Here is a 21797-nt window from a genome sequence, read left to right on the forward strand (position 1 = left end):
GTCGACGCCTATCTGGTGCTCTACTGCGGCGATGACGGCCCCCAGGAGGACCTGCCCGACCTTGTGGTCCCCGTCCAGCGGCGCGTGACAGCTCGTCAGTAGTCATTTCTCCGGCTCGGCGTCGTGCTGGTCTGCGCGGCATCCTCGGGAACTCCTGGATCGCCTCGTCCCGCCGAGCAGTACCCTTCCTCAGCACCTTGATCCGGGCGGACTCCTCCCTCGTCGTCCCGCTCAGGTCCCCGCGTCGATCCCGTGCTGCTTCATCCGGTTCCGCGGTGTCCCGGGGGAGCCGACGCCGAGCTTGTCGGCACACTTCCTGCTGGGGGCAGACCCGTTCGGGTCCGGCCTTGGCCGCCAGGTCGCCGGCCGAGGCCACCGCCTCCACTGCTCCGCGACGCGCCGGCACGGCCCCGGTCGGACCGCCGCGAGGTGACGCCGCCGCGGAAGGGCGCATACCTAGGGCGATGGACGCCATGACCTATGCCTCACGTCCGATTGTCCAGTCGTGTGACCGAGGTACCGGTGACGGCCTTGCCGCCAGACTTGAGACGCGTTCGGCCCGCAGGCCGAAGACGCTTTCGTGCAGCCGGTCTGCCGGCCCGTGACCGTGGGTTTCGGGGATACGCCGCCCCTCAGGGGGCTGTCCTGGAACCGCGGGCCGCCGCCTTCGCAGCCGCGCCGGCACCGCGTGGTAGCGCCACCGGACAGCCACCAGAGCAACGGAGAGACCGCAGGACAATGGATCTTCAGACGTCCCCCATGACAGGTGACCTCGACGAGGCTGTAGCTGTCTTCATGCAGCTCCGGCCGCGGCTCTTCGGCATCGCCTACCGCGTGCTCGGCAGCGTCTTCGAGGCGGAAGACGTGGTCCAGGAGGCGTGGCTGCGTTGGCAGAAGACCGACCATTGCGCGGTGCTCAGCCCGGCGTCCTTCCTCGCGACGACGACGACCCGGTTGGCCATCAACGTCGCGCAGTCGGCGCGTGTGCGTCGGGAAACCTATGTCGGGCCGTGGCTGCCCGAACCCATCGACACGAGTGCGGACCCGGCGGTCGGCGCCCAGCGCGCGGCGGCCCTGGAACTGGCCCTGCTGCTGGTGTTGGAGAAACTCAACCCCACCGAGCGCGCCGCATACGTCCTGCGCGAGGCGTTTGATTACACCTATCCGGAGATCGCCGAGATCCTTCAACTCAGCCTCGTCAATGTCCGCAAGATCATGAGCCGTGCACGCAAGCATCTGTCGGGCGAGCAGCGCAACAGCGTGGACACGGCAGAGCACCGACGCCTTGTGAACGCGTTCGTCTCAGCAGCGCGAACGGGGGACGTGGCCCCGCTGGAAGCGGTTCTCACGCCCGGTGTCGTCGGACTGTCCGACCGCGACGGTATGCCAGGGGGACGTTCGGACACTTGTGCCGGACCGCGCAGGCGTGGCCGGCCTGGCAACCGCCCGTCCGCGGTCCTGGCGAGAGCCGGACTCGAGGCCGCTTGACACCCACCGCCGTACGGGCGTGACGATCCGGGACGGTGAACCCACCAGGTTGCCGACGGCAGCCGCACAGCGACCTGGACCCCACCCGTCACCGACCGTCGTCGGGACGCCGCCGCGGAAGGGCACGGACCCAGGGCGACGGACGCCATGACCTATGCCTCACGTCCGACAGTCCAGTCGTGTGACCGAGGCACCGATGACGGCCTTGCCGCCAGACTTGAGACGCCTTCGGCCCGCAGGCCGAAAACGCTCCCGCACAGCCGGCCCGCCGGCCCCGCGGTCGTGGGTCTCGAGGACGGCGGCCCGCCCGGCCGCGGCACGTACCCCCCGAGCCATCAACTGTGGCAGGGCTGTGGCGAACGAACGCACCGACGAGCCCGACTCACCCACCCTCCTCACTGCTACTGGAGCTCTCCATGCCCGACACCTCACCGCAGTCCACCGGCCCCAGGCTCGCCGTCGTCGCAGGCGGAACCGGGGCCATCGGAACCGGGGCCATCGGTGGAACCATCGTCCGCCCTCTGTGGGAGCGCGGCCCTGTCGTGAGGGTTCTGGACGGCGCCGGCGACAACTCCCGCGACCCGTCCGGCGCTCAGGACGCGACCGGCCACGGCACGCCGCGTCCTGAGCGAGAACGACCGAGCACCGTCCCGATCCTGGCTTCCCTCCCGACGCCGCACGAGAGAAGCACCCGTGCGAGCAGTCGTCGCACACGACGGGACGTCCTGCCGCATCACGATCAAAGTGTCCCTGCCGCCGACGGTACGGACTCCGGGACGGCCGCTCCGCCGGACACCGGCATGTGGGACGGCCCTGCCGCCGCCGCTGCGGACCCGGCCGAACTCTTCGCGCTCTTCCACAGCGTGACCATGCCGTTCATCGACCGCTTGCGCGCGGCCGCTGTACAGATGACCCGCGATCACCGAGGCGCCGAGGCGCTGATCGAGGAGACCTACCTCAGGGCTTTCGACTCCTTCGGGTCATTGACATGGCAGACGGATACCGCGACGTGGATGTTCCGGCTCCTGGCCGAGACCGCGCCCGACGCCCGTGGCGTACGACAGAGCCCGGTCCGCTCGAGCTCTCCGACGCGACGCTCCGTGGGCCGGTTGCCGGACGCGGAACGCCCGACGTCGCCGGTTCCCCGGACCGCCGAGGCGCAGGCTGTGGGCCGGCTGTCGGGGCATGCGGTGAGGGTCGCGCTGCGGCGACTCCCGCGCAAGCTCGCCATCGTCGTCCATCTGGCCGACGTCGAGGACTTCTCCTACGCGGAGATCGCGGAGATCCTGAGCATCCCGCCCTGCACGGCGAAATCCCGGTTGCACTACGGGCGACGGTGTCTGCACGGGCTGCTCACCGACCCCGCACGCCAGCGGGGGCTCCTTTTCGACACGTTCGACGGCTCCGTCGAGGACTCGGTCGCGTCGAGATGGCAGGTACTGGGTGCCTAGCGGAGAGCATTCCGAGCGTCTTCCCGGACGGAGAAGCCCCAGTGCCGGCCATCGGTCGCCGGACGCGGGCGGGAGTTGCCTGCCTCGGTGACGCTCTCTCGGGAAATCAGCGGATCACGTGCCGGCGGGGACGAGCCGCGACGCGTCCTCGCGGCCACCGTCCACCGCCCGCACGCGTCCTCGGCAGCGGGACGCGCTCGGCGAACGCGCGCTCGTCGTGCGGTCCGATCGCGAGCTCGGAGACCCGCGGTCTCCGGGCCGGCGTTCGCCGCCCGCGTGAACACCGCCCCCGGCGTGGCCGGAGCCGTGAAGGTGCTCGAGGCGGCGCGGACACGCGTGGCACGGCGGTCGACGGCCCGATGCGACAGGCCCGTCAGCCCGGGGACGGACACCGACGGATCACTTCCGGCTGCCGGACAGGGTTGCCTCGGGGTGTTCCTCGTCGAGGGCGGCCAGCGCAGCGGGGAGCATGCCCCGGCTGGTGATGCCCAGGCGTGGGTAGATCTGGTACAGGTGGGCTCCGACGGTGCGGTGGGAGATGAACAGGCGCTGGCCGATCTCACGGTTGGTCAGCCCCTGCGACGCCAGTACGGCTATCTGCGTCTCCTGGGCCGACAGTTGCTCGCTGGTGTTGGCGTGCCGTCGGCCGCTGGACTCGCCGGTGGCGCGCAGCTGCTCGCGGGCCATCTCGGCCCAGGGCTGCGCGCCCATGCGGTCGAACGCGTCGCGGGCCAGTCGCAGCGGGGTGCGGGCGTCCACGTTTCGGCGTTGCCGGCGCAGCCAGCGGCCGTGGTGCAGGTGCAGCCGGGCACGCGCCAGCGTCCAGCCGGCCGGGAGCGTGGTGAGGGCCGCGGTGTAGCGCTCCTCGGCCGTGTCGTCCGCAGCCAGTACCGCCTCGGTGTAGGCGTGCGCGACCACCATCGCCTCCGAGGGCAGTCGCTCGGCCAGCTCGGGCAGCTCGGCCAGCAACTCCCGGGCCTGCTCCGTGGTGCCGGCGGCCACCGCGGCGTCCGCCAGGTCCAGCGCCAGCAGCCAGCGACGCATCGAGTGGTAATGCAGGTCCGTCGGATCGAACGCACGCGCGAGAATGTCGTAGGCCTCCGCCGCGCGGCCGTCGAAGAGCGCGAGCAGGCCGTCGACCTGTTGCGCTATCACCGTGACGTAGCGCATACCGGCGAACAGGCTGTGCGTGCGCAGCTCGCGAACCGACCGCTCCGCTTCTTCGAACTCACCGCGCAGCGCCGCCACCAGACCGGCCGTCGCCTTCAGCCCCAGCCATTGCATCCACTCCCTGGTCTCCTCGGCCAGGGCGAGCCCCTCGACGGACTCCTCGCGAGCGCGGTTGAGCTGTCCGAGGAACACCCGCGGATAATTGCCGGACAGAGCGCGGGTGAGCAGCCCGAGCCTGCCCTGCGACCGCCACGCCGTGGCCGCCAGCGCCAGATAGCGGCCGGCGCGGTCGAAGTCGCCGATGGACATGGCGCTGGTGCCGAAGAAGTGCAGGATCCGGGCGTCCTCGCGGTCCAGCTCGAGACTGTCGAGCCGCGCCATCACGTCGGCCCCGTACCGGTACGGCTGGGCGTACCCCCGCACCGCGAGCACATGGGGGGCGTCCGGATCGGGGTTCCACCGGTCCATCTCCGCCGCGATCCGAGCGCGCACCTGCGCGTCGCCGTCCTGGAAGAAGCAGCGGATCCCGGCACGCCACAACAGGTCCTCGGCGACGTCGCCGGCTCCCGCGTCGAACGCCTCCGCCGCCGCGGTGACCATGTCCTGGATGCGCCGGTGCGGCTTGTCCGGTTCGAAGGCGGACTTGTCGGACACGATCATGAGGCGGGCCCGCTCCACCGGGCCGATCGCGCTCATGTCGGCGCGGTCCAGCAGCAGCTGCGTGTTGACGCCGTCGTTGACCTCGCTGGCCAGCTCGGCCGCCCGGACCAGGATGCCGGTGCGGCGCTGCGGGTCGACGACGAGGTCCGCCGCCTGGCGCAGGGCGGAGACGGCCGCCGCCACCTTGCCCCGGGCGTGCGAGGCATCGGCGAAACGTTCCAGCCGGTCGGCCAGTTCCTCGTCCGGGCCGATCGCGGCAGCGGCCTGGTGGACGAGCTGGACCTCGGGAATGTCGTCCATCACCGCCGCGAGGGCGCGGTGGGTGGCCAGCCGATCGGTCAACGCGGCGCGGGTGTAGATCGCCGAGCGCATCAGCGGATGCCCGAACTCGGGGGTACGGCCGACCAGGCTGACAAGGCCCGCGTCGACCGCCTCCGCCAGCGTGTCCACGGAGACCTCCGCACCGCAGACGCGACCCGACACCTGCAGCAGCCGGTTCAGCGGGGCGGCCGGCTCGGCGGCCAGGGCCAGCAGGAACGTGCCGCACTGCCGACTCACCGAGTCGGTGCGCGCGGCGAAGACGTCCTCCAGCCGCTGGGTCAGCGGCAGGTCGTCCATCTGCGGGGACATGCCCTGCGCCGCCTTGGGCAGCTCGACCAGGGCCAGCGCGTTGCCCGCGGCCCGCTCCAGGATGAGCGCCCGTACCGGCTCCGGCAGCTCGGGCGCTCCGGTGTCGAGCAGTTCGGCGGCGGCCGTCCGGCCGAGCGGTTCCAGAGGGAGGTCCGGAAAGATGTACGCGTCGGCGGGCGGGGTACGCGCGGCGGCGATCGCCACTATGGCGAGGTCGCCGGTGCGCCGGGCGATGAACTTGAGCACGTCACGGCTGGACGTATCGGCCCACTGAAGGTCGTCTATGAGCAGCAGGATCGGCTGCCGGTCGGCCACGTCGGCGAGGAGTTCGAGGGCGGCCAGCGCGACCCGGTATATCTGGGGCGCGGTCTCCGTGGCGTCGAACGCGTCGTTCAGCGCCGACCGGTGTGCGGGGGGCAGGTTCTGGATGTCGCGGGCGACCGGTTGGAGCAGCAGCTGCAGTGCGGCGAACGGCAGCCACTGCTCGGTCTCCACCCCGGCGGTCCGTAGCACTCGGAAACCGCGTTCGGCGGCGTCGGAGGCGAGCTCGCGCAGCAGCGCGGACTTGCCGACACCGGCGGTGCCGTGGACCAGCAGCGCGCCGCCGTGCCCCGCCGCCGCGTCCGTCAGCAGCTCGCGGAGTGTCCGCAACTCCTCGTCCCGGCCGATCATCGCGCGCCTGCGGATGCCGTACTCAGCGGGGCCCCTGCCACCCCCACGCGCATGCCCGGCGTCGCGGCCGTGGACGTACGGGCCGAGGCCCGCGACAGGAAGAAGGCCCCCGCTGCCGTGCGACGGTGGCCGCCGGCGCTGCTCCCCCCACCGTTCACCGGGGCCGTCACAGAACGCTGGAGCAGGGCCGAGCGTTCACACGTCGGTGTAGTGGGCATCGGGGTCAGCACGAGAACTTCCCTCCGGTCACGGTATTTGCGAATCGGATGCTACCTGTCAGCTCACGGCGCCTCGGCTCGGGGTACAAACCACCCGTTGGAAGTCAAGTCCTCCTGCCTGCCGGGCGGTGAAGGGACGGGCGGATCCGGAACCGCCGCCAGGACGGCGGGTCACCGGGCGGCGGTGCGCGCTTCGGGGGCCGGTCCGCGTCCCGCCCGTCGCTCGGACGGGTCCGCAAAGTGCGGTGTTCGCGCAGGTCGGTGACCTACGGCCAGGCGTCCAGCCAGATGGGGAAGCCGTCGGGGCCGATGAAGTGACGGCCGGGCAGAAAGGAGTCTCCGGTCGGCCGTCAGCCGCCCGCGAGAAGCCGAACACCCTCGTCAGGACCAGACGACCATCACGAAGCGGGTCGGGTCGGGTCGTGTGTGGAGCGCCGTCGGAGCGTCAAGGTCGGCCTGCGTCGAGAACCCGAACCCGCGCCGGCCGGTACCGCGCTCGGACCGCCCGAACTCACTCACCGTAGGATCACCGGCTGTAGCAGCAGGAACGGCCCAATTCCTGCGTTCTGACCCGAACCAGAACAGGAGCGACCTCATCCACCGTGATCCCCCGTACAGAGCACAGCGGGCACCAGGTCAGAGGTTGTGTGCCGGCCGGGACCATCACACCGGAGGAGCCGATGCAGACCGACCGCGCCGATGAGGCGATCTCGGATCACGTCGACGAGGGCCCGCCACCCGGTCGCGGACAGAAGCTGCGCACGATCTTCGGCACAGGCGTGGGCAATGCGCTCGAGTGGTACGACTGGAACGTCTACGCGGTCTTCGCGCCGTTCTTCGCCGCACAGTTCTTCAAGCCGACGGACCCGTTCTCCGCGCTGCTCTCCACCCTCGTGGTCTTCGCTGTCGGGTTCGGGATGCGACCGATCGGCGGCATCCTCTTCGGCTGGTTCGCCGACCGCCACGGCCGACGGGCATCCCTGTTGCTGTCGGTCGCCCTGGCCTCCGCGGGAAGCCTCCTGATCGGTGTGGCCCCTTCTTACGCCGGCATCGGCGTGAGCGCATCGGTGCTGCTCCTGTTCGCCCGCTTGCTTCAGGGCCTTGCCTACGGTGGTGAGATCGCCGCCTCGCACACCTACATCTCGGAGATGGCTCCCCCACGCCGCCGGGGCCTGTGGTCCAGCACCATCTACGTCTCAGGTGTCTCGGCCGTCATCGTCGCCACCCTCCTCGGCGCCACCCTGACCAGCGTGCTCACCGACCGGCAGATGGGCAGCTGGGGCTGGCGGGTGCCCTTCCTCGTCGGCGGGGTGCTCGGCATCATCACCCTCTTCCTGCGTCGCACGATGAGCGAGACGCCGTCGTACGAACACGCACGGGCCGTGGAGGAACAGCACAGGTCCGGTACTTCCCTCATACGGGACCTCTGGAAGAACCGTGCCGCGGCACTGCGTGTCATCGGGCTCGTCTCAGGCGGCACCGTCTTCTTCTACACCTGGGTGACCGCCACTCCGGCCTACGCGATCGGGGTGAAACACCTCCCGCCCTCCGCCGTGCTGTGGTCCGCCGTGATCGCCCTCACCGTCCTGGTCGCCACGCTGCCGCTCGCGGGAGCGCTGTCGGACCGCATGGGGCGACGGCCGTCCTTCCTGATGTTCACGCTCGGAGGCGCAGCGGTGACCTACCCTCTGAACCGTTTGATTCAGGACGAGGCCTGGCAGCTCACGCTGTCCATGTCGATCGCGGGCATTCTGCTCGCGCTGGGGACATCGATTCTGCCGGCCTATCTGGCGGAGCTCTTCCCCACGCAGGTGAGAGCCTCAGGCATCGGCGTGTCGTACTCCATCGCCGTGGCACTCTGCGGAGGCACCGCGCCGTACCTTCAAATGTGGCTGGCCGGCACCGGCCGCGAGCACCTCTTCCTCGGCTACACGATCGCTCTGATGCTGGTGGCGGCCGTCGCCACTCTCCTGTCGCCCGAAACGAAGGGGAAGGCGCTGGACTAGCGTCGCAGCGTTGTCGCGACAGATGACGACGAACGGGCGGGGCGGCGCCTTTGCCGCCCCGCCCTGCTGAGTGCGCCGGTCAGCGGACCGTCCGTGCCGCCTTCTCACGCGCTTGGCCATGCAGGTCTGACGCCGATGTAGAGGTCGACGTCCTGGGAGCCGTCGGGACCGGTGATCGGGACGGGCCGCAGAACCTCGCCGATGAGGCTGCCCGGGAACCTGCTCGCCGGCTCGTCGGCGGTCGCGCCCTTGTCTCCTGCGATGCCTCGGCAGCGGGCGCGATGGCGGAACGAGGTGCTACCGCTGAGCAGCGCGGTTCTCTCAGCTGCTGCGGAGGGCGGTGCGCAGGGTGCGAACGGCCTGCTCCATCGCGGAAGTCGCGGCCTGCGTGGGGCGGAGGGGGTTGAGCATCATGAAGTCGTGCAGGGTGCCGTTGTAGCGGATGCTCGTGGTGGGGACGCCTGCCTGGGTCAGCTTGCGGGCGTATGCCTCGCCCTCGTCCCGCAGCACGTCGTTCTCGTCGACGATGACGAGCGCGGGCGGCAGGCCCGTCAGTTGCTCAAGGCTCGCCCGCAGGGGCGAGGCGGTGATCTCGGCCCGCTCGGCGGGATCGGTGGTGTAGCAGTCCCAGAACCAGGCCATGGCCTTCGCGGTGAGGAAGGGGCCGCTCGCGAACTCCCGGTAGCTCACGGTGTCCTGGGCCGCGTCGGTCACGGGGTAGTAGAGCGACTGGTGCAGGAAGGTCACGTCGCCGCGCTGCTTGGCCAGGAGGGTCAGCGCGGCGGCCATGTTGCCGCCGACCGAGTCGCCGGCCACCGCCAGACGCGAAGCGTCCAGACCTTCCTCGGCACCCTTCGCCGTGATCCATCGAGCGGTCGCGTACGCCTGCTCGATGGCGACCGGGTACTTGGCCTCCGGCGAGCGGTCGTACTCGACGAACGCGACGGCGGCATTCGCCCCGACGGCCAGCTCACGCACCAGACGGTCATGGGTGCCGGCATTGCCGAGGACCCAGCCACCGCCGTGCACATAGAGGACGACCGGCAGCGTGCCCTCGCCACCGACGGGCTTGACGATGCGTACCCGCACATCGCCCACCTCGGCGCCCACCGTTATCCACTTCTCCTCCACGTCCGGCTTCGCTACCGGCGCCGCCTGCAGGTCATCCAGGACCTTCCGGGCACCTTCCGGACCGAGCTCGTACAGGAACGGCGGATTGGCCGTCGCTTCCGCGATTTCCTGAGCTCCAGGTTCAAGGACGGGCTTGGTCATCGATGCACTCCTCGGGTCAGCAGGGCGCTTGCCTGCTCCATCCCTGATGACCAAGCTCCAGCCACCCGCGTGACACACCCGGACGCGACGCGCCATGAAGACCTTCCAGCGACCACGCCGACGCTGCCGGCGACATCGACCGGCGGCTCGGCTGCACAGCGGCATCAGGACCGAACTCCGCCGGACAGAAGTCGAGTCGGGCCCGGTGCGGCCCCACGGGCCGGGGAACGCGGCCCGCTGGAACCGGATTTCCTTCTCCCTCGGCGGATGAGATATGCAGGGTTGGCCCGGCCGAGGACCGCGGCTGCCGCCATCGGCTCTCCGGGGGCGGTTCGGTCGCACCGCCGGCCGGCGTCCCGCCTCTTCGTCGGGAGCCGACCGGTCTTCACGGACCTCGGACTGAACGACATCGCCATCCCCGGCACCGTAGCGAGGAATTGACATGCGCCACACCCTTCTCATACCCCTGCTGGCGCTGGCCGTGACCGGATGCTCGTTCCTCGGTCCGCAGACGCCGTGCACCTTGGCCGACGCCGACTCGCGTGTCTCCGCCGTGTGGCGGCCCGCCGACTTCACCGGCCGGGACGCGTCGAGGATCAGGCTGTGCGTGGACGGCGCCTGCGAGGAGCGGACGTCGGGCAGTCCCGACGACCCCTTCGCCTCACTGTCGGTGCCGCTCCCCGACGACGTCGGCGCGACCACGGTGGCGGTACGGCTCACCGTGACCTCGGCGAAGAACGGTGACACGGTCGTCGAGGACGGCACCCGGGCCAAGCTGACGGAACAGCACCCCAACGGCCCGTCCTGCTCGCCCACCGTCTGGACGGCGACGTTCCGCGCCCACCCCGACAAGGGCCTCACCTCACCCGAGGGCCTGAACCTCCAGGACTGAGCCCTATACGAGTGCCGGTGCCGAGGGCGTGCGTCGGCTCCGGCACCGGGGATCGTCGACTCCCGTCCCCCACAGCCGCATCCGGGAGTGCCCATGCTGCGTGGCATCGACGCCGGCTCGTGCCGGTCGAGCGCCCACGCCACATCGGGGCGACCTCGCGGGCAGGGCCACCCTGCGCGAAGGGGCCGGAAGCGGCAGACGAAAGGGGCGCCCGGCTCCCGAGGAGGGAGAAGGGCGCCCCTTTCGCGGTGCGTGTCACTTGTTCAGGTACGCCCAGAACTCGTCGAACGAGAGAAGCTTGTCGCCGTTGACGTCACGGCTGGCGATGACGGCCTCGGCGACCGCCTCGGTGACGTTCCAGTCGCCCCCCTGCGCGAGCGCGCTCTTGAACTCCTCGGCGGTGATCCGGCCGTCTCCGTCCGTGTCGATCCGCTCGAACTGCTTGCGCGCTTCCTCGATGTCCGCCACCGATCCGCCCCTCTGTCTCGTGCTGTGCCGTCGAACCTGACGCGGGTCAGATTATCCGCCCGCCCGAAGCCCCCTTGCGGCGACCACCCGCGCGCGCTCCTCACGAGGGGCGGCGGCCGCCCTTCGCCGCGGCACGCGACTCGCGGTAACGGGCGGCCCGGCACGCCGCGTTGAACGAGTCGCCTCCGGTGGTTCAGCGGTCCGCGACCCGCATCTCGAACCAGGTCGTCTTGCCGCGGGGTAAGAGGTCCACGCCCCAGCGGTCCGAGAGCTTGTCGACCAGATAGAGGCCCCTGCCGCTGACGTCCAGTTCCTGGACCGGCATGAGGCAGGGCAGTCCCCGGGAGGGGTCACGGACCTCGATGCGGATCCAGCCGCGGCGGCGGCGCATCCTGAGGCCGAAGACGCGGGCGCCGGTGTGCCGCACGGCGTTGCCGACGAGTTCCGAGACGAGTAACACGGCGTCCTCGGTCATCTTCGCGGACAGGCCCCACTGGCGGAGGACGACGACCTGGGCGAGCCGGCGCGCCGTGGCCGCGGACTCGGGGCGGGACGGCAGCGGAACCTCCGCCTCCGTGGGGTTGCCGTACAACTCCAGAGCCTTGAGCGCTCGTTCGTCCTCGACTGCCGGCGTCCAGCGCGCCGCGGTCGTACGGCCGCGTCCTTGCGGCTGTTCGATGCCCTCCAGCCCCGCCATGCCCCCATCATGGCCGCCCGGCGTGCCCGGCGGGGCCGTTCCCGTCGAATAGGTCCCCCTCGGCGCATCGCCCCCAACGTTCCGTCCGTCATATGCCGGGGGCATTCCGGAGCCGTGAACAGCCCCTCCGACCTGGGAAGAAGGGTCGACTGACGGCAATTGACGGGTCTCCCTCGACGCGGCAGGCTTAAGGCTGCCTTAAGGCTTCCATAAACCGCCCCATCGAGGGACCCGGATCAGACACTGCGTCAATTGCAAGCCCCGACGCGAACTTTTAAAGGAACTTGGCCTTGCCCGGCCCCTCCTCCACGAAGCTGCGCATCCCGCGCTCGCGGTCCTCCGTGGCGAACAGGCCCGCGAACCAGTTCCGTTCGATGGCGAGGCCCGTGTCGATGTCCGTCTCCAGGCCGGTGTCGATCGACTCCTTCGCCGCGCGCAGCGCCAGTGCCGGGCCCTGAGCCAGCTTCGCCGCCCAGGTGTGCGCGGTGTCGTAGACCTCCGCGGCCGGCACCACACGGTCGACCAGGCCGAGAGTCAGCGCCTCGTCCGCCTTGACCATACGGCCGGTGAAGATCAGGTCCTTCGCCTTGGACGGGCCGACCAGACGGGCCAGCCGCTGAGTGCCGCCCGCGCCCGGGATCAGGCCGAGCAGGATCTCCGGCTGGCCCAGCTTGGCGTCGTCCGCGGCGATGCGGTAGTCGGCGCAGAGGGCGAGTTCGCAGCCGCCGCCGAGCGCGTACCCGGTGATCGCCGCCACGACCGGCTTCGGGATGCGCGCCACGGCCGTGAAGGCGTCCTGCAGACCACGGGCGCGCAGCACCATGCCCGTGTGGTCCATGTCCTGCATCTCCTTGATGTCCGCGCCGGCCGCGAACACCTTCTCGCCGCCGTACACGACGACCGCGCGCACGTCGTCGCGGCGCGTGGCCTCCTCGGCGAGTTCCCTGAGCCGGTCCTGCGTGGCGATGTCCAGCGCGTTCATGGGCGGGCGGTCGAGGCGGAGAGTGCCGACGCCCTCGGCGACTTCGAGATTCACGGTCATGCCAGCAGGTTAACGGGGACTAACGGAGGTGGGGCCGGTGCGGTCCCTCACACCCGGCCGGGGGTCCGGGGTGGCCCCCCGGGCAAGCACAGCACGGGCACTAACGGAGGTGAGGCCGGTGCGGTCGCTCACACCCGGCCCGGGAATCCGAGGGCGGCCCCGGGCAAGCACAGCACGGGGACCAACGGAAGTGAGGCCGGTGCGGTCCCTCACACCCGGCCGGGGCCGTGCACGGTGTCGACGCCGACGGCAGCGGGCCCGGTGCGAGCGATCGCACCGGGCCCGCACGCGTGTCCGGAGGTCAGGCCTTCCACTTCTCCCACGACATGTTCCAGCCGTTGAGCCCGTTGTCCGGGTCCACGATCCGGTCGTTGGAGTTCTTCACGACGACCACGTCGCCGATCATCGAGTTGTTGAAGAACCACGCCGCCGGCGCGCCCTTGTCCCACCCGCCGCGCACGTCGCGCAGCCCGATGCAGCCGTGGCTGGCGTTGTAGTTGCCGAAGGCGCCGCCCGCCCAGTAGTTGCCGTGCAGGAAGGTGCCGGAGGTGGTCAGGCGCACGGCGTGCGGGACGTCCTTGATGTCGTACTCGCCGCCGTAGCCGACCGTCTCGCCGTTCATCCGGGTCACCGTGTGCATCTCGCTGATGACCATCTGGCCGTTCCAGGTGTCCATGCCGGCCTTGCCGGTGGTGACCGGAATGGTCTTGACGACCTTGCCGTCCCGCGTGACCTTCATCGTGAGCTTCTTGGCGTCGACGACGGAGACCTGCTCGCGGCCGATCGTGAAGGAGACGGTCTTGGACTGCTCGCCGTAGACACCGGGGCGGCCCTCGACACCGTCGAGGTTGAGCTTGACGGTGACCTTGGTGCCGGCCTTCCAGTACTCCTCGGGCCGGAAGTCGAGCCGGTCGTTGCCGAACCAGTGGCCCTCGACCTCGACGGCCGGCTCGGTCTTGATCTCTATGGCCTTCTCGACCTGCTCGGGGTGGGTGATGCCCCGGGTGAAGTTGAGGGAGAAGGGCATTCCGACGCCGACCTTGGAGCCGTCCTCGGGGGTGAAGTGGCCGACGAACGTGTTCTTCGGCGTCAGAGTGGTGAAGCTGGAGGACTCGGCGGCCTCACGGCCCGCGGAGTCCTTGGCGATCGCGTGCACCTGGTACTTGGTGGCGGCGGCCAGATGGAGGGCCGGCGTCCAGCTCGTGCCGTCCCCGGCCAGCTGACCGGTTATCTCGGTGCCCTTGCTGTCCTTGACCACGACCTCGGTGAGCTTCCCCTTGGCCACGGTGACCTTCACCGCGCCGCTGGTGTCGACGGACTTCGCGCCGTCCTTGGGGAATATGGTCACGGCCGCCTCGGACTGCTTGCTCTCGGCGGTGGCCGCGCCCTTGCCCTTGCCGTCCCCGGGTCCCGCGCCGGGGCCCTTGGAGTCCGAGCCGCCACCGCACGCCGTGACGGTCAGCAGCAGTACCCCGGCGGCCAGTGCCAGGCCCTTGCGTCCGCGCCCCCCTCGCGCGTCAACCGACGCCCCCGATATCGGTCGCACTATCAACTTTTCTCCCCTCAACGGGCCCCGGACCGGGCCCTCGTCGGGCCCCGTCGGGCCCGCTCCCCCGCGCGTCCCGCGCGTTCGCGCATATTAACCACATGGTCGGCGCGGCCGAGGCCGCGCGATTGTCACCGTTCAGTCCCAACCTCGACCGGCCGCCACGGGCAACCCCGCCCCCCGCACGCTCACTTCAGGGCACTGCCCGCTTTCCACTCGTTCCACCCCATGTTCCAGCCGCCGAGCCCGTTGTCGGGAGCGACCTTCTTGTCGTCGCTGTTGACGACCTCGACGACGTCACCGACCAGACTCCGGTCGAAGAACCAGCCCGCCGGGCTGTCCGGGCTGCCGCCCTTGTCGTCCCGCAGGCCGACGCACCCGTGGCTGACGTTCGCCGCGCCGAAGGAGGCGGCCGGGGTCCAGTAGTTGCCGTGCAGGAAGGTGCCGGTCTCGGTGAGGCGCATGGCGTGCGGGACGTCCTTGATGTCGTACTCGCCGCCGAAACCGACCGTGCTGCCGTTCATCCGGGTCATCTCGTGCATCTCGGTGACCACCATCTTGCCGTTGTACGTCGGATGCTTGGGCGCTCCCGCGCTGATCGGCACCGTGCCGAGCAGCGCGCCGTCGCGGCGCACCTGCATGGTGTGCTCGGCGGCGTCGACCAGCGAGACCTGGCTGCGGCCGACGGTGAAGGTGACGGTCCGGTACTGGAGCCCGTAGACCCCGCGCGCGCCCTCGACATCCCTCAGCCGCAGGTCGACGGTGACCTCGGTGCCGGGTTGCCAGTACTCCTCGGGGCGGAAGTCGAGGCGGTCCCGGCCGAACCAGTGCGGGCGGATCTCGACGGCGGGTTTCGAGGAGACGCGCACGGCCCGTTCGACGGCCGCGCGGTCGGTGATCTCCCGGTTGAACCCCAGGCTGACGATCATGCCCGTGCCGACCACGGAGCGGTTCTCCGGGGTGACGTAGGCGATGAAGCGTTCCTCGGGGACATAGGTGGTGAAGGTGGTGTGGCGGGCGGAGCGTCGGCCGTCCCCGTCCACGGCCACCGCGTCGACCTCGTACCGCGCGGCGAGCGCGAGCCTGCCGTCGTCGGGGCGCCAGCTGCGGCCGTCCGCGGAGATCCGGCCCGGGACCGGCTGTTCCTGGGCGTCCTGGGACTTCACGACCCGCACCGATTCCAGTCGTCCGTCGGCCACCTGTACGGACAGTGTCCGGCCGGGGCGGACACCCTTGTCGCCGTCGTCCGGCGACACCGCGATGATGTCCCCGGAGGGCCGTGGCTGGCCGGGCGAGCCGGGCTCGCTCGCCCGGTCAGCGGTGCAGCCGACGGCCCCTGCCAGCAGCCCTGCCCATGTCAGTACGGCGGCCAGAGCGGCCCCCGCGCGCCGCGCGCGCCCATGTACGTGCCTCACAGACGTGTCCAACGACCGGGCCCGCCCTGGGGAAACGTGAGTGCGACCCAAGCTCTGGGCAGAACAGTGGGGAGGACGACGGGCCGGGCTCCGTGGAAGGGACGCCGCGGGCCCCGGACCACGTCGTCGAAACGAGCCGCGGGAGGCTGACAGGTGTCCAGCGCAGCCGAGCAGGAGACGGTGGCCGGGCAGGGCGAACGCCCGGCCGCCGCCGCGTTGAACGGCGCGCCGCACGCGGCGCCGGCCGCCGCGGTGGCGGTGTGGCCGGGTGCGTCGACACCGCTGGGGGCCCGGTTCCGGGTGGGTCCGGACGGGGTGGCGGGCACCAACTTCGCGTTGTGGGCGGGCGGGGCGGAGGCGGTGGAGCTGTGCCTGTTCGCCGAGGACGGCACGGAGCTACGGCATCGCCTGAGCGAGCTGACCCATGAGATCTGGCACGGCTTCGTGCCGGGGGTGATGCCGGGCCAGCGCTACGGCTACCGGGTGCACGGCCGCTGGGATCCGTGGACCGGCGGCCGGTGGAATCCGGCGAAGCTGCTGCTGGACCCGTACGCGCGCGCGGTGGACGGCGACTTCGGCCTGCCGCCGGAGGTCTACGGGCATGTCCGGGACTGGCCGCAGCAGCAGGTCGCGGACACCGTGCGCGACGAACGGGACTCGGCGCCGTACGTCCCGAAGGGCGTCGTCGTCCACGACGACGACGACTGGGCGGACGACCGCCGGCCGAAGACGCCCTGGGCGGACTCGGTGATCTACGAGCTGCACGTACGCGGCTTCACCAAGCTGCACCCGGGGATCCCCGAGGAGCTGCGCGGCACCTACGCGGGCCTGGCCCACCCGGCGGCGATCGACCACCTCACGCGGCTGGGCGTCACGGCCGTCGAGCTGCTCCCCGTGCACCAGTTCGCGCACGAGGACCATCTGCTGCGCCGGGGCCTGAGGAACTACTGGGGCTACAACTCCATCGGCTACTTCGCCCCGCACGCCGGGTACGCCGCGTCCGGCACGCGCGGGCAGCAGGTCGGCGAGTTCAAGCGGATGGTGCGCGCGCTGCACGCGGCCGGGATCGAGGTGATCCTCGACGTCGTCTACAACCACACCGCCGAGGCGGGTGAGCTCGGCCCGACGCTGTCCCTGAAGGGCATCGACAACCGCGGCTACTACCGCCTCCAGTCCGACGCCCGCCGGTACGCCGACTACACCGGTTGCGGGAACACCCTGCACGTCGTCCAGCCGCACGTGCTGCGCCTGATCACCGACTCGCTGCGCTACTGGGTGACCGAGATGGGCGTGGACGGGTTCCGGTTCGACCTGGCGGCGGCGCTCGCGCGGTCCATGCACGACGTGGACATGCTGTCCCCCTTTCTGGCCGTCATCGCGCAGGACCCGGTGCTGCGGCGGGTGAAGCTGATCGCCGAACCCTGGGACGTCGGCTCCGGCGGCTACCAGGTGGGCGCCTTCCCGCCGCTGTGGACGGAGTGGAACGACCGCTACCGCGACGCCGTGCGGGACTTCTGGCGGCACGCGCTCCCGGACGTGCGGGAGATGGGCTACCGGCTGTCCGGCTCCAGCGACCTCTACGCCTGGGGCGGCCGGCGGCCGTACGCGTCGGTCAACTTCGTCACCGCCCACGACGGCTTCACGCTGCGGGACCTCGTCTCCTACGAGCGCAAGCACAACGAGGCCAACGGCGAGGGCAACCGGGACGGCACGAACGACAACCGGGCCTGGAACTCCGGGGCCGAGGGAGAGAGCGGCGAGGAGCGCGTGCGGGCGCTGCGGCGGCGGCAGCTGCGCAACCTGCTGACCACGCTGCTGCTGTCCACGGGCGTGCCGATGCTGGTGGCGGGCGACGAGCTGGGGCGCACGCAGCGGGGCAACAACAACGCCTACTGCCAGGACAACGAGATCAGCTGGCTGGACTGGGACCTGCTGCACGAGCCGGGCTGGAAGGCCCTGTTCGACCTGACGTCCCGGCTGATCGCGCTGCGCCACCGGCACCCGGTGCTGCGGCGGCGGGCCTTCTTCTCCGGACGGGCGCACTCGGCGGACGGGCTGCGGGACCTGGCGTGGTTCACCCCGAGGGGCACGGAGATGACGGAACGGGACTGGTACGCCCCCGCGGCCACGCTCGGCATGTATCTGTCGGGACGGGACATCCCGGGCCGCGACGAGCGGGGGGCGCCGATCGTCGACGACAGCTTCCTCGCCGTGCTGCACGCCGGGGAACGCCCGGTGAACTTCGTCCTGCCGGGGCCGCCGTGGGCGGAGCGGTACGAGGTGGTCGTCGACACCTCGCGGGAGGAGCAGGCGGCGGCGCCCGGGGTGACGCATCCCGCGGGACAGGCGATCACGGTGCCGGGACGGTCGGTGCTGCTGCTGAGGGCCGGCTGAGGCGACACCGTCGAACGCGCAGGTCGTAGGTCCCTGGGCGGACGCCGGTCCGGTCGAAACTCGGTAGGCGATGTCAGTGCCGTTCCGTAGGCTCGCTCCTGATGCCCACTACACGTGCCACCTCGCCCCGGGACCGCTCCGCCGTCCGCTCGCTGCTGCGCCTGTGGCCGTATGTCAGACCGGTGCGGGCCCGGCTGTTCACCGCGGCGTCCGTCGCGATCGTCGCGTCCTGCGTCGGGCTGGTGATCCCGCTCGTGCTGAAGTGGCTCGTGGACGGGCCGATCGCCGGCCGGGACCCGGCGGGCGTGTGGCTCGGGGCGCTGTTCCTGCTGCTGCTCGGGCTGGGCGAGGCTGTGCTGTTCGGGCTGCGCAGATGGCTGGTGGCGCGCCCGCTGGCGGGGGTCGAGGCGGCGATGCGGGCGGATCTGTACGGGCGTCTCCAGCGCCTTCCGGTCGCGTTCCACGACCGCTGGGCCTCGGGTCAGCTGCTCTCCCGGGGCACGACCGATCTGATGCTGCTGCGTATGTTCCTGGCCTTTCCGCTGACGTTTCTGCTGGTCAACGCGGTGACGATCCTGGTCGGCGTGAGCATCATGCTGGTGCAGGACCTCACGCTGGGGCTGGTGGTCCTCGGGCCCGCCGTACCCGTGATCGTCAGCTGCGCGGTCTTCGAGACGCGCTACGCCGAGGTGGCACGGCGTGCGCAGGACCAGGTCGGCGATCTGACGACGGTCGTCGAGGAGGGCGTACTCGGCATCCGCGTCATCAAGGGGTTCGGCCGGCACCGCAGTCAGGCGCGGGCGTTCCGGGAGCTGGCGCGGACGCTGCGCGGGACGGAGCTGACGAAGGCCCGGCTGCTGGCGACGATCCTGAGCGTCATCGTGACGCTCCCGGAGGTGGCCGTCGGGGCGGCGCTCGTGCTGGGGGCCGTGCAGGTGGCGGACGGGAATCTGTCGGCGGGGACGCTGGTGGCCTTCCTGTCGACGGCGCTCGCCCTGCGCTGGCCGGTCGACTCGATCGGCTTCCTGCTGGCGATGAGCCAGGAGGCGGCGACGGCCACCGAGCGGTACTTCGAGGTGATGGACGCCGAACCGGAGACGGCCACCGCGCCGGCGGGCACCGTGAAGGACTCCCCGGAGCGGGGACTGCGCTTCCACACAGTCAGCTTCCGCTACCCCGACGCGGCCCCGGGCTCCCCTCCCGTCCTGGACGGCATCGACCTGCACATCCGCCCCGGCGAGTCCATGGCCCTCGTCGGCGCGACCGGCAGCGGCAAGACCACCCTCACCGCGCTCGTCCCCCGGCTGCACGAGGTGACCGGGGGCCGGATCACGCTCGACGGCGCCGACATCGCCGCCATGCCCCGCGAGCAACTGCGCGCCAGGGTCGCCGTCGCCTTCGAGGAGCCGACACTGTTCTCCGCGAGCGTCGGGGAGAACGTCCTCATGGGCGCCCCCGACGGGGCCGGGGCCGCCGATCTGGACCGCGCCCTCGCCGTCGCCCAGGCCGAGTTCACCCACGGGTTGCCGCAGGGCACGAAGACCCAGGTCGGCGAGCAGGGCCTGAGCCTGTCCGGCGGTCAGCGGCAGCGGCTCGCGCTGGCCAGAGCGGTCGTGGGCCGGCCGGACTTCCTGGTCCTGGACGACCCGCTGTCGGCGCTCGACGTGCACACCGAGGCCGCCGTGGAGGCGGCCCTGCGCGAGGTGCTGGCCGGCACCACCGCCCTGATCGTGGCGCACCGCCCCTCCACGGTCCTGCTCGCCGACCGGGTCGCCCTGCTGTCGGACGGCCGGATCACGGCCGTCGGCACCCATCACGAACTGCTCCGCGACAACGCCGAGTACGCCCACCTGATGTCCGGGACGGAACTGGAGGCAGCCCGGTGACCGCGTCCACCACCACCCCCGCCCCCGTCGGCGACGAGGAGCCGCGGGAGCCGTCCGGGGCGGGCGACCCGTACGACAAGGACGTCCTGCCCGCGCCGCCCGGCGCCACCGGGACGCTGCTGAGGTCCCTGCTCGCACCGATGAGGGCCCGGGTCGCCCTGACCACCCTGCTGCTGTTCCTGCAGCAGGCGGCCGTGCAGGCGGGCCCGCTGCTGGTGGCGTACGCCATCGACCGCGCCGTGCCCGCGTTCCGCGCCCACGACCAGGGGCCGCTGATCGCCGTCGCCGTCGGCTACCTGCTGTGCGCGGTCGCCTCCGGCGGACTCCAGTACGCGTTCGTCGTCACCTCCGCCCGGGTCAGCCAGGACGTCCTCCTCGATCTGCGCGGCCGGATCTTCCGGCACGCCCAGGCGCTGAGCGTCGACTTCCACGAGCGCTACACCTCGGGCCGGCTGATCTCCCGTTCCACCACCGACGTCGAGTCGCTGCGCGAGCTGCTGGAGGAGGGCCTCCAGGAGCTGGTGATGGTGATCCTGTCCTGCGTGTACGTCGCGGCGATCCTGCTCTGGCTGGACCTGGGCCTGGGGGCCGTGGCGGTGGCGTCGTTCGTGCCGCTGTGGTGGCTGGTGCGGCTGTACCAGCGGCGGGCGCGGAAGGTCTACACGACGCGTTCCACGGCGATCGCGGCGGTGATCGTGAAGTTCGTGGAGACGATGAACGGCATCCGCCCGGTGCGCGCGTTCCGCCGGGAGGCCGCCAACGACGCCGAGTTCCGGGTGCTGAACCGGCGGCACGAGCGGACGAACGGCGACGCGCTCCTGGAGATGGCCCGCTATGTCGTCGGTTCACGGATCGTCGGCAACACGGCCGTCGCGCTGATCGTGCTGTGGGGTGCCTACCGTGTCGCGGACGGCACGCTCGCGCTCGGCGTGCTCGCGGCGGCGGTGCTGTATCTGCGGCGGATGTACGACCCGATCGACCGGTTCGGCATGTTCCTCAACTCCTACCAGTCGGCGGCGGCCTCGCTGGAGAAGATCGCCGGGCTCCTCGCGCAGACGCCCTCGGTACCGGAGCCGTCCGCGCCCAGGGAGCTGCCGCCGCTCGCCTCCGAGCACCCCGGCCGCGAGGTCGTCTTCGACGGCGTGCGCTTCGCCTACCGCACCGGCGGCGAGGTGCTGCCCCGCTTCGACCTCACGCTCCCGGCCGGGCAGACGGTCGCGGTCGTCGGCTCCACCGGCGCGGGCAAGTCGACGCTGGCCAAGCTGCTCGCGCGGTTCTACGACCCGACGGACGGGCGGGTGCTGCTCGACGGGACCGACCTGCGTGAGCTGGCCGTGCCGGAACTGCGGCGCGGGGTCGTGATGGTGACGCAGGAGTCGTTCCTGTTCTCCGGCACGGTCGCCGAGAACATCGCCATCGGGCGTCCCGACGCGAGCCGTACGGAGATCGAGGGCGCCGCCAAGGCGATCGGCGCGCACGACTTCATCGCCGCGCTGCCCGACGGGTACGACACGGACGTCCGCAAGCGGGGCGGCCGTATCTCGGCCGGTCAGCGCCAGCTCGTCGCGTTCGCGCGGGCGTTGCTCGCGGACCCGGCGGTGCTGATCCTCGACGAGGCGACCAGCTCGCTGGACATCCCCGGTGAGCGGGCGGTGCAGCGGGCGATGACGACCGTGCTGAAGGGCCGTACGGCCGTCGTGATCGCGCACCGGCTGTCCACGGTCGAGATCGCGGACCGGGTGCTGGTGATGGAGCACGGCAGGATCGTCGAGGACGGCACTCCGGCGGAACTGATCGCGGGGACGGGCCGGTTCGCGGGCCTGCACCGGGCGTGGCAGGACAGCCTCGCGTGAACGCGGGAGCGGCGAAGAGGAGCAGGGAGGGATCGCG

The 21797-nt window shown here is 71.2% G+C and carries 14 protein-coding genes; 7 read left to right on the forward strand and 7 right to left on the reverse strand.

Going from position 1 to position 21797, the window contains the following annotated elements:
* Positions 1-759 precede the first annotated feature (759 nt).
* Together ACWCPM_RS31995 and ACWCPM_RS32000 are read left to right on the forward strand one after the other, a co-directional pair.
* Positions 760-1488, forward strand: coding sequence for a sigma-70 family RNA polymerase sigma factor (locus ACWCPM_RS31995; RefSeq protein WP_450979764.1), 729 nt, complete (start codon positions 760-762; stop codon positions 1486-1488).
* Positions 1489-1904: 416 nt separating this feature from the next.
* Positions 1905-2939 carry an RNA polymerase sigma factor gene (locus ACWCPM_RS32000; RefSeq protein ID WP_450979765.1) on the forward strand — a complete coding sequence of 345 codons (1035 nt, stop codon included), beginning with the start codon at positions 1905-1907 and terminating at the stop codon, positions 2937-2939.
* A 399-nt stretch (positions 2940-3338) separates the two neighbouring features.
* On the opposite strand, the gene ACWCPM_RS32005 is transcribed toward ACWCPM_RS32000, so the two are convergent.
* Positions 3339-6071 carry an AAA family ATPase gene (locus ACWCPM_RS32005; protein WP_450979766.1) on the reverse strand — a complete coding sequence of 911 codons (2733 nt, stop codon included), beginning with the start codon at positions 6069-6071 and terminating at the stop codon, positions 3339-3341.
* Positions 6072-6969: 898 nt separating this feature from the next.
* On the opposite strand from ACWCPM_RS32005, the gene ACWCPM_RS32010 reads away from it, so the two are divergent.
* Entirely contained in the window at positions 6970-8295 is a 1326-nt protein-coding gene (locus ACWCPM_RS32010; protein ID WP_450979767.1) for an MFS transporter, read from the forward strand.
* A gap of 321 nt (positions 8296-8616) precedes the next feature.
* Here ACWCPM_RS32010 and ACWCPM_RS32015 read toward each other — a convergent pair whose 3' ends face one another.
* A complete protein-coding gene (locus ACWCPM_RS32015; protein ID WP_450979768.1) occupies positions 8617-9567 on the reverse strand; it encodes an alpha/beta hydrolase in 951 nt (316 codons plus the stop codon).
* A 442-nt stretch (positions 9568-10009) separates the two neighbouring features.
* Here ACWCPM_RS32015 and ACWCPM_RS32020 point away from each other — a divergent pair, with 442 nt between their 5' ends.
* Positions 10010-10459, forward strand: coding sequence for a hypothetical protein (locus ACWCPM_RS32020; protein WP_450979769.1), 450 nt, complete (start codon positions 10010-10012; stop codon positions 10457-10459).
* Positions 10460-10714: 255 nt separating this feature from the next.
* On the opposite strand, the gene ACWCPM_RS32025 is transcribed toward ACWCPM_RS32020, so the two are convergent.
* From ACWCPM_RS32025 to ACWCPM_RS32045, 5 genes are all read right to left on the reverse strand, one after another.
* Entirely contained in the window at positions 10715-10927 is a 213-nt protein-coding gene (locus ACWCPM_RS32025; RefSeq protein ID WP_450979770.1) for an EF-hand domain-containing protein, read from the reverse strand.
* Positions 10928-11120: 193 nt separating this feature from the next.
* Entirely contained in the window at positions 11121-11624 is a 504-nt protein-coding gene (locus ACWCPM_RS32030) for an ATP-binding protein (RefSeq protein ID WP_450979771.1), read from the reverse strand.
* 274 nt (positions 11625-11898) lie between these two features.
* Entirely contained in the window at positions 11899-12666 is a 768-nt protein-coding gene (locus tag ACWCPM_RS32035; RefSeq protein WP_450979772.1) for an enoyl-CoA hydratase/isomerase family protein, read from the reverse strand.
* A gap of 301 nt (positions 12667-12967) precedes the next feature.
* Entirely contained in the window at positions 12968-14212 is a 1245-nt protein-coding gene (locus tag ACWCPM_RS32040) for a L,D-transpeptidase (RefSeq protein ID WP_450979773.1), read from the reverse strand.
* A 188-nt stretch (positions 14213-14400) separates the two neighbouring features.
* On the reverse strand, positions 14401-15627 hold the full coding sequence (locus tag ACWCPM_RS32045) for a L,D-transpeptidase (protein WP_450979774.1): 1227 nt from the start codon (positions 15625-15627) through the stop codon (positions 14401-14403).
* A 153-nt stretch (positions 15628-15780) separates the two neighbouring features.
* Here ACWCPM_RS32045 and glgX point away from each other — a divergent pair, with 153 nt between their 5' ends.
* From glgX to ACWCPM_RS32060, 3 genes are all read left to right on the forward strand, one after another.
* Positions 15781-18021 (forward strand): glycogen debranching protein GlgX, encoded by a 2241-nt coding sequence (gene glgX / locus ACWCPM_RS32050; protein WP_450979775.1) that lies wholly within the window; start codon positions 15781-15783, stop codon positions 18019-18021.
* Positions 18022-18122: 101 nt separating this feature from the next.
* A complete protein-coding gene (locus ACWCPM_RS32055) occupies positions 18123-19907 on the forward strand; it encodes an ABC transporter ATP-binding protein (RefSeq protein WP_450979776.1) in 1785 nt (594 codons plus the stop codon).
* Positions 19904-21760: an ABC transporter ATP-binding protein gene (locus ACWCPM_RS32060; RefSeq protein WP_450979777.1), complete on the forward strand. Its 1857-nt coding sequence runs from the start codon at positions 19904-19906 to the stop codon at positions 21758-21760. Before ACWCPM_RS32055 ends, ACWCPM_RS32060 begins: the two co-directional genes overlap by 4 nt.
* Positions 21761-21797: the final 37 nt, after the last annotated feature.

Source organism: Streptomyces sp. NPDC002309 (assembly GCF_053593375.1).

Excerpts from the sequence above, each read along its gene's own strand:
- ACWCPM_RS32000 (WP_450979765.1), top strand. The coding sequence starts at position 1,905 with ATGCCCGACACCTCACCGCAGTCCACCGGCCCCAGGCTCGCCGTCGTC.
- ACWCPM_RS32010 (WP_450979767.1), top strand. The coding sequence starts at position 6,970 with ATGCAGACCGACCGCGCCGATGAGGCGATCTCGGATCACGTCGACGAG.
- ACWCPM_RS32005 (WP_450979766.1), bottom strand. The coding sequence starts at position 6,071 with ATGATCGGCCGGGACGAGGAGTTGCGGACACTCCGCGAGCTGCTGACG.
- ACWCPM_RS32030 (WP_450979771.1), bottom strand. The coding sequence starts at position 11,624 with ATGGCGGGGCTGGAGGGCATCGAACAGCCGCAAGGACGCGGCCGTACG.
- ACWCPM_RS32020 (WP_450979769.1), top strand. The coding sequence starts at position 10,010 with ATGCGCCACACCCTTCTCATACCCCTGCTGGCGCTGGCCGTGACCGGA.
- ACWCPM_RS32015 (WP_450979768.1), bottom strand. The coding sequence starts at position 9,567 with ATGACCAAGCCCGTCCTTGAACCTGGAGCTCAGGAAATCGCGGAAGCG.
- ACWCPM_RS32035 (WP_450979772.1), bottom strand. The coding sequence starts at position 12,666 with ATGACCGTGAATCTCGAAGTCGCCGAGGGCGTCGGCACTCTCCGCCTC.
- ACWCPM_RS32055 (WP_450979776.1), top strand. The coding sequence starts at position 18,123 with ATGCCCACTACACGTGCCACCTCGCCCCGGGACCGCTCCGCCGTCCGC.
- ACWCPM_RS31995 (WP_450979764.1), top strand. The coding sequence starts at position 760 with ATGACAGGTGACCTCGACGAGGCTGTAGCTGTCTTCATGCAGCTCCGG.